This is a genomic window from Microcystis sp. M165S2, assembly GCF_020245885.1.
Lineage (GTDB): Bacteria > Cyanobacteriota > Cyanobacteriia > Cyanobacteriales > Microcystaceae > Microcystis.
This window is the reverse complement of record NZ_JADBTZ010000314.1, coordinates 1-7,602: the sequence shown is the minus strand read 5'-3', so window position 1 is coordinate 7,602 and position 7,602 is coordinate 1. Positions and strand designations below refer to the sequence as shown.

Below are 7,602 nucleotides of genomic sequence, written 5' to 3'. Positions count from 1 at the left end.
GCTATCGCTTGAATATGTTGGTTAAGTTCTTGTTGTTGCTCTGGAGTCATTTTTGTCTTTTCCCCACTCTTTTCTCTATCCCATACCCAATTGATGCTTTTGTCAAGTAGTTTATTTGTTCTTCAGCTTTGACTTGCTCCCCTTCCTCCCTGATGTTTTTTCTTAAAGTTAGGATACTTAGTACGACCAGCAAAGAAATTGGTAAAAGCTGTTTGTAGGTGTCTTAACCCTTGTTGTAAAGGTACACAACTAACTTCATTGAGAAAGTCTAATTCTTCTTGCTTTTTCCAATCGGTTAGCATTGAAGAAGTTTCAGTATATCCTACTCTTTCTTGTCTTTCATACCATGCTTGTGTTCTGAGATGGAGAGCTTTATTGTAAACCAATCTTACACAGCCCAAAGTGCGCCGCAATAGCGACTCTTGTTCTGGTGTGGGGTAAAATCGAAACGAATAGGCTTTTTCCATGTCTCACATTTTAGCATATATTTGGTAAATGTGTTAATATTTAACAGTAAAGCCGTCGTGAAACGACGGGGTTTCAGACCCAAATTTTCGATGATGCGATCATCCAAGTAAGAAGAGGCAAAAATTAGGGCTTGTCGAATATCTTCATCCTCCAGTTCCGGAAACTCTTGATGTAATTCTGCTCGATCGGGATAAGTTGCCAGTAGCTCAATCACTCGACGAACCGTAAGGCGAAGATTACGGATGCAGGGTTGCCCATTCATACGGTTTGGATTGCTCGTAATACGATCTAGTTTCATTAGAGTAATTCTATTGCTTCATGATCATTTTAACCTTTAGCGGGGGTAAGCAATGCCTGAAAGACATCCCCCACATATCCATTCTCTGTCATCAGATAAACCGTCACCCATACTATCTTTATATCACGCCCAAAAGCGTGTTAGCCAGATTAGCCCACACCGCACTTTAACCCACAGCTTCAATCAATGGGCATGGTGCGTTCCCCAAAATCGATCGCTGGAGCAGTAGGAGCCACATTAGGGAACGCACCCTACAAGATCGGCGATCGCTGCGGTTAGAGCAAGCTTTAGCTGTGTGGCGACCCCAGGCGGGTTATGCTGCAGGTTTATTGCTGAAATCCTTGCTGGACAAGTCCCATCAGTGGTGGTATTTCCTCGATCATCCTCAAGTCTCTCCCGATCATAACCGAGCCGAGCGTTCTCTGCGTTTGGGAGTAACTAAGCGCAAGATAGCTGGTGGTTCTCGCTCCTTCAGTGGCTTTGTCGATACTGCCCGTTTATTGACCGTGATTCAGTCTTGTCGCGCCCAAGGCCGTTCGGTTTTAACTTTCTTCCGTCAGGCTTTGGCCTCTGTCCATCACCCCTTGAATACGGTTGTCTCTCTTATCCCCACTGCTGATTTTTCTCTCTTTGTCAACCCCTAGACCTGAATAGTTACAAAATGAGTTTTCGCTGACTTCACTTTCTCGCTTTGACGACCCCGAAAATATTAAAGTTATCCATCTGTACCTGGAAATCTTGAAAACCCGCATCAGTTGCCCATGCTTCGGTTAATTCTAGCGGTCTCAGGCGCATCACCCAAGGTTTACCTGTATGAGAATTTAATACCCTGGCAATAAACTCTAATTGGGGGTGGTAGGGTTGAATGGTAAAAATGAGCGTCCCGCCTGGTTCAAGAAGACGATATAATTGCTGGAAATGCTGACGAATTAACTCATTATCTGGTAATATTTCGTGGAGTCCCGAGACGACAATTAAATTAGGCGGTGGTAAGACCCGGTTTAAGTCGTCATCGTTAAAAGCGTCAGCTTGTTCGATAGTTGCTGATACGCCAAGGTGGAGAGCTAATTCTTGCGCTTTTTGCACATTTTCTGCCTTGTAATCTCGCAATAAAGCATTCACTGCACCACCCGAAAAATCTAGCAAAACTTCCAAGTCATAGCGGCCACCACCACAAGCAACATCGAGGAGGTTAGTTGTTACCCCTTGCTCAAAATTATCTTGGATAACTTGACGCAATACGCTTTTCAGAATTTCCCCACGTTGACGGATTCCCTGCCATCCCTGGGAGTCGAGATAAACACGGTCAATTATCTTGCCAAACCAGGTAATGCCGCTGGGACGATTGCGATAAACATACTCTAACATGACTCCTGAATCAAAGCCGTATTTCAAGCCCAGACGAATTCCGTCTGAAAGTTGCCCGATGGTTTGAAACAGCAATCTTACAAGGCTGTAGTAGATGGCTTTAGGATGCCAAATTGGCAGCGGACGACTTAGTGAATCATAGCTAGGTAAGGTTTGAGAATTCATGGTTAATTCCTTCGTTTAATCAAGAAAAATCAAGAACTTTTTTATTGCCAAGCAGAAAAATTTCCTGATGATGCCAACTCTTGTATTGACTGATTTAACAAATCCATAAAGCTTTGTTTATTGCCAGTCCAATGGAGAGGATTACCAAGCCAAACATCACAAAAGAAAGGGACTAATAAAGCTTCACCTTTGGGAAGTGTCTTGCCTAAACCATGCAAGAAAATTGGATAGATGGGGATTTCTGGATGCCGTTTCGCTAGATGGGCAATGCCACTCTTAAAGCTAGTTAAAGATTCAGGATTGCCGCGAGAGCCTTCAGGATAGATTAGCAGAATTTCTCTCCGCACTAATGCCTGAGAACAACTGTCTAGAGGATGCTCGCGAACATTCCCCATTTCGCGTCTTAAGGGAATGATACCAATAATATTTAGAGAAAACCAAGTCAGCCAGGGATTCTTTAACCAATAGTCCGCCGCCGCTACTGGACGCAATTTGTCTAATAACCTTAAGGGAAAGAGTGTCATCAATACCAGGGTATCGAGATGGCTGTTGTGGTTGGCAACAATTATCGCTGGTCCCGATTTTGGTAGCCTCTCTTTGTGACTGATTCTTAGTCCGATAATGACCAAGACAATCAGTCTAACCACGCAACCAAAAAACAACAATCGCAGTAACTTATTCAAGCTAACATCCCCCGGAAATAAAAGTAAACAGTAAAATGGAAAAATAGGGGAGCAGTATAAGTTAAACTGTCAATACGATCAAGAATACCACCGTGTCCTGGTAAGAGATTACCGCTGTCTTTAACTCCTAAGTCTCGCTTCAGAGCCGATACAGTAACATCACCAATAAAACCGGCAATTCCCAATAGTAACCCCAGCCAGAATGCGTGAGTTAAATTAAACGGAGTTAACCAAGGAGCCAAAATTACTGCCAATACTATTGTCGTTATTATCCCTCCTAGCAAGCCTTCCCAGGTTTTGTTGGGGCTAACTGTCGGTAAAACTTTATGTCTTCCCAAACTTTTTCCGCACAAGTACTGGGAAATATCATTCAGAGCCGTCAAAAATAAAAGATACAGTAACAATCCAGCACCGCCAGCTATGGGATTACCTGCGGGTGGTAGCCTTAATAAATAGGCGACGTGACTGATGCTAAATACTGTCAGCATCAATCCCCAATGTAGAGTTCCTATTGCCTTGAGAAAACCGTGTATTTCTCCTAAAATTACCATCCGCATCGGCAAGATAAGGAACATATAAACTGGGATAAATACTAAAAACATTCCGTACCACCGACTGTAAATCCAGTAATATTGTAAGATGATTGCTAAATAAGCCCAAAACAAGACGCGACGGTCTGCCCGCCGTGTCGGAATTAGAGATAAATATTCTTTCAGGGCCAGAAAACTGACAAAACCAAAAAAGATCACAGCTATTCCAGGACTGAGGATGAGAGAAGTTGAGAAAAGAAGGGTAATTGCCCACCAAGATTTGACTCGTTGCTTCAGTTCTGTATAATTTCTCTCTGGCAAAGTTAGGGAGAGAAGCTGAATTATGAGAGTCGCTAGTATTAATAGGATAAATACCCCTGCTAACCCCCAGATAACATTAATTGCTGGCTTCGTCCAAACCATGATACTCTAATTCCTTTAAGCTGCTGTAAGCCCGATTGATAATTGTCGAAAATAGCAGTAAGATTGTGGTAATCCAAATATAATCTAACCACTTTCCTGCTGTCAATCCTAATCCTAATAATAAAGCAATTATACCAAATAAAAAAGCACGATCACTTTTGCCCATTGGCCCTTGATATTGTCTTTTTCCACTCACTGTAACCCCGAGAACTCCAGTCATTTCACTGATGATTGACAGTAAGACAATTGGGACAACCAAAATACTAGAAACTCCTGGTATTAAGGCAAAGGGAAGGTAGAGGGCAGTATCAGAAATTACATCTCCTAGTTCATTTAAGATAGTACCTAACGATGTTTTCTGGTTGTAGTCTCTGGCTAACATCCCATCAATCGCATTCAGTGCAATTCGCATAAAAAGTACCAAAGGCATCAGCAACAGTAGCCAGCGCTGACAATGCCAAAGGACAATTGCTATTCCCATCAATACTGATAAGACAGCAGCAGATGTGGTAATTTGATTCGCCGTGATTCCTTGTTTCGCTAGTTGCTTGACTAGCGGACTCAATATCTTTTGAAAAGCTGGCTTTAATTGATAGATAGTAATCACGGAATTTAGATCAACTTTTATAAATTTAAAAATTTTTGTCCAGAGATATGGAACTATAAATATATCATACCAAGAGATAGGCGTAATCGCCAGAAGTTTTCCCTATATCACGACCAAAAGCGTGTTAGCCAGATTAGCCTATTGCCAAAAACCTTGTTTAACTAAATTTCTGACAATTAGGCTCATTCTAGCGATGATTCTTCGATCTGACCGCACCCATTGACAAAAATTTACAATTATTCGACCTTTAGCGATCGCTATCGGGGGATAGTTGTTTTTTGTTACAGCAGTGGGGGAGAAGGGAGCGGGTTTTTCAAGTTGGATTGGCAGTTAATCATGCTATAGTTTTGGTGCGGTTTGGTGCGGCAGTCATACGACTACCCCTGAGCCGAGCTCCATTTATATACTACCCAACCAGATAGATTTAGTCGAGCGTTTTGCATTTCTTAATCTTTTGAGTAAGTCTAGCGGTAAAGTTAGCCGGCAGTTACTTTGCGGATTTCTACGCTGCCTTCTTCAAACACTTGAACCGTGAGTTGATAGCCTTCCATTAATAACATTCCAACTAGAGGTTCCGAATCAGCTTCATCAATTGGTATGGTTAAATAATCTCCGTCCCAAATTACGACAGCTTCATAGACATTAAAAACGCATTCGCTACCATCACCAAGAATAGCACGTCCTCGTCTTTTCCATTTCAGGTTTAGCTGATCGATTAGGTCTGGTGGCAATGAAAGCCAACCATTAAAACCTGTATCAACGATCGCATCTTGCGCGTAAATATTTCCTTCAGAGTCACAAGATCGAAAGTGAAATAATCGCCTCAAAATCCGCGTTAACGATTCCTGCGATCATACTAATCTCTTTGTACGTCCACCAAATCGGCGAACATAGCGAGAACCGACTCGAACAATCCAGATTTGAGCATCTGGGTGACGGGCTTCGAGTCTATTGCAAGCAGATATTTCACGCGCATCAATTTCAAAGTCGCCAGTTTCAAGGTCAATTGCTACAATTTTGCCCTGATTACCCAATTCGACCTGTGGGCGTATTTGCGTTTGATAAATGAGATCGCCTCGTTGGGCAAATTCTTCTTTGCTATAGCGGGGTTGACGGACTGTCATTGGCTTGACCCTGTGGCAACTTTTGCCCTCTATTTTAACCTAAACATTGGGAATCTTCGCTAACATTCCCCAACCGGGCCCACCAGACTTGCCCTGAGCTACGTCGAAGGGCGGCATCGCACTTTAACCCACAGCTTCAATCAATGGGCATGGTGCGTTCCCCAAAATCGATCGCTGGAGCAGTAAGAGCCACATTAGGGAACGCACCCTACGGCTGCTGCTTTTAGAATCGCAATACCTCATAGCGTTCCTCTCAAAAACAGCCAAAACAGCCATACAACATAATGAATGATCACGATCGCCCAAAAAGTGACTTGATAAGACTCTTTCTGACCTTTATGGCGCAATATTCGCTGGGCAATAAACCCGCCCAACCATCCACCTGCAAGTTCACACAGATGTAGCTTTTGTTCAGAAGTTCGCCAATCCTTTCGTTTAGCACGAGATTTATCATCTGCGTATAGAGCGTAAGTCACTAAACTCATTACGGGATAAAGAATCAGTGGAATGGGATTGCGTGTCGTCCATGTAAAATGAATAGCTCCAACCAAAGGCAGAAGCGACAACAAAACTACCTCAACTATCGGAAAGCTTGAAATGATGGCATCAGAGGGTTTAGTTCGACTACTTGAAGGTGCTGACTTGTTTCTTGCTCCCAGAATAAATGCGTTGTAAGCTCGAACTTTGCCATCTGAGTCAACTATGCAGTGGTAATAAATCGTGTCGTTTTCTTGTGGACGACGGGTTGCATCTTTAACTTCAGAAATATGCAAAAAAACTTCTTGACTCCCATCAACGGGTTGAATAAAACCAAATCCACGCTCATCTTTCCATTTTGTAAGCTTTCCACTGCGGAGACCAGATTGCATGAAAAATAGACCTCTTGTAAAAATCAAAAATTGTTGTTAGGGTTAGGAGTCAGGCTTCGGCCGTGATCTCAGCCGAACGGAGTCAGTAGTCAGGAGAATTAAGAATGAATAATAATCAATTAAATGGTCTATTTAAGTATTTTATGCAATTTAATCCTTATTTTTACCGTTTTTGAACCCTCAAAAATTAATTATGCAAGAGGTTTAATCTCAATAACGAAAACTTTGTGATTCTAACAAATCACCTTCAAGGACAGCCACAACCAAAAAACGAAGCAGCCCAACTACATATTATGTGGAAACTTTCTGTATAACACTCTCTGGGGTAACGATATGGGTCAACTTTCGGTATATCACTCCATTTAGGCGCGATTGCAAGAACTTTTTCCTATATCACGCCCAAAAGCGTGTTAGCCAGATTAGCATATTGTCAAAAACCTTGTTTAACTAAATTCCTGACAATAAGCTAAAATAACAGGAGTTTTCTGGAATTATAGCGATGATTCTTCGATCTGACCGCACCCCTTGACAAAAATTTACAATTATTCGACCTTTAGCGATCGCTATCGGGAGATAGTTGTTTTTTGTTACAGCAGTGGGGAGAAGGGAGCGGGTTTTTCAAGTGGGATTGGCAGTTAATCATACTATTAAAAACCGATTCAGTATAACGGCTAAAGTGAGCGGCGGCAGATATGACCAAAACGAAGCGCAAAGATTTTATACCGTCCGCTCCACTGTGTTGTTAGACCGTGCCTCGCCGATCGCTTCTAACAAGGATCACAAGGCTTCAATTTTCACGATACCGCCCTCAACATTATCAACCTGCAATCGATAGCCGTAGAGCATCGCCATTCCGAGGAGCGGTTCTGTCTCTGATGCTGCAATATCGACCTCACGGTACTGCCCATCCCAAATGACTGTTGCGGTTTGACACTCCCCGCTCTAAAGAGACGGGGATTCTTGGTTCACAGAGATTACTTGCGAAAGACAGAATTGCTTCTGAAAAAGTAGAGGTATTCTCTCCCCAAGCGTTTATTGGGTCGAGCCCAAAGGTTCCGGTATGCCCT

Annotated in this window: 8 protein-coding genes and 3 pseudogenes; 1 reads left to right on the top strand and 10 read right to left on the bottom strand. The window is 42.6% G+C overall.

Annotated features, from left to right (window positions below):
* Positions 1-143 precede the first annotated feature (143 nt).
* Positions 144-467: pseudogene (locus IM479_RS15620) on the bottom strand (RNA-guided endonuclease InsQ/TnpB family protein); the annotation flags it as partial.
* A gap of 86 nt (positions 468-553) precedes the next feature.
* Positions 554-766, bottom strand: a pseudogene (locus IM479_RS22745) (DUF433 domain-containing protein); the annotation flags it as partial.
* A 293-nt stretch (positions 767-1,059) separates the two neighbouring features.
* On the opposite strand from IM479_RS22745, the gene IM479_RS15610 reads away from it, so the two are divergent.
* The gene (locus IM479_RS15610; RefSeq protein ID WP_002796839.1) at positions 1,060-1,410 is read left to right on the top strand and encodes an IS66 family transposase; all 351 of its coding nucleotides are present in this window, start codon (positions 1,060-1,062) and stop codon (positions 1,408-1,410) included.
* A gap of 34 nt (positions 1,411-1,444) precedes the next feature.
* Here the strand turns inward: IM479_RS15610 and IM479_RS15605 are convergent, their stop codons facing one another.
* The 8 genes and pseudogenes from IM479_RS15605 to IM479_RS15570 form a co-directional block, all read right to left on the bottom strand.
* A complete protein-coding gene (locus IM479_RS15605) occupies positions 1,445-2,299 on the bottom strand; it encodes a class I SAM-dependent methyltransferase family protein (RefSeq protein ID WP_002768795.1) in 855 nt (284 codons plus the stop codon).
* 41 nt (positions 2,300-2,340) lie between these two features.
* Complete coding sequence (locus IM479_RS15600) at positions 2,341-2,982, bottom strand: lysophospholipid acyltransferase family protein (protein WP_012265433.1); 642 nt, start codon at positions 2,980-2,982, stop codon at positions 2,341-2,343.
* Positions 2,979-3,935, bottom strand: coding sequence for a phosphatidate cytidylyltransferase (locus IM479_RS15595; RefSeq protein WP_286825951.1), 957 nt, complete (start codon positions 3,933-3,935; stop codon positions 2,979-2,981). The genes IM479_RS15600 and IM479_RS15595 overlap by 4 nt, the downstream gene beginning before the upstream one ends.
* Positions 3,910-4,542, bottom strand: a complete 633-nt coding sequence (locus IM479_RS15590; protein ID WP_002768800.1) for a CDP-alcohol phosphatidyltransferase family protein — start codon at positions 4,540-4,542, stop codon at positions 3,910-3,912. The genes IM479_RS15595 and IM479_RS15590 overlap by 26 nt, the downstream gene beginning before the upstream one ends.
* 476 nt (positions 4,543-5,018) lie before the next feature.
* Positions 5,019-5,273 (bottom strand): hypothetical protein, encoded by a 255-nt coding sequence (locus IM479_RS15585; RefSeq protein WP_233271230.1) that lies wholly within the window; start codon positions 5,271-5,273, stop codon positions 5,019-5,021.
* 120 nt (positions 5,274-5,393) lie between these two features.
* Positions 5,394-5,666: a hypothetical protein gene (locus tag IM479_RS15580; protein WP_002757090.1), complete on the bottom strand. Its 273-nt coding sequence runs from the start codon at positions 5,664-5,666 to the stop codon at positions 5,394-5,396.
* Between the two features lie 239 nt (positions 5,667-5,905).
* Positions 5,906-6,535 carry a DUF1294 domain-containing protein gene (locus IM479_RS15575; RefSeq protein WP_287675676.1) on the bottom strand — a complete coding sequence of 210 codons (630 nt, stop codon included), beginning with the start codon at positions 6,533-6,535 and terminating at the stop codon, positions 5,906-5,908.
* Between the two features lie 777 nt (positions 6,536-7,312).
* A pseudogene (locus IM479_RS15570) lies at positions 7,313-7,462 on the bottom strand (clan AA aspartic protease); the annotation flags it as partial.
* Between the last annotated feature and the right edge of the window lie 140 nt (positions 7,463-7,602).

Bases quoted from the DNA above. Each gene is read 5' to 3' on its own strand.
- IM479_RS15605 (WP_002768795.1), bottom strand. From the start codon at position 2,299: ATGAATTCTCAAACCTTACCTAGCTATGATTCACTAAGTCGTCCGCTG.
- IM479_RS15595 (WP_286825951.1), bottom strand. From the start codon at position 3,935: ATGGTTTGGACGAAGCCAGCAATTAATGTTATCTGGGGGTTAGCAGGG.
- IM479_RS15580 (WP_002757090.1), bottom strand. From the start codon at position 5,666: ATGACAGTCCGTCAACCCCGCTATAGCAAAGAAGAATTTGCCCAACGA.
- IM479_RS15575 (WP_287675676.1), bottom strand. From the start codon at position 6,535: ATGCAATCTGGTCTCCGCAGTGGAAAGCTTACAAAATGGAAAGATGAG.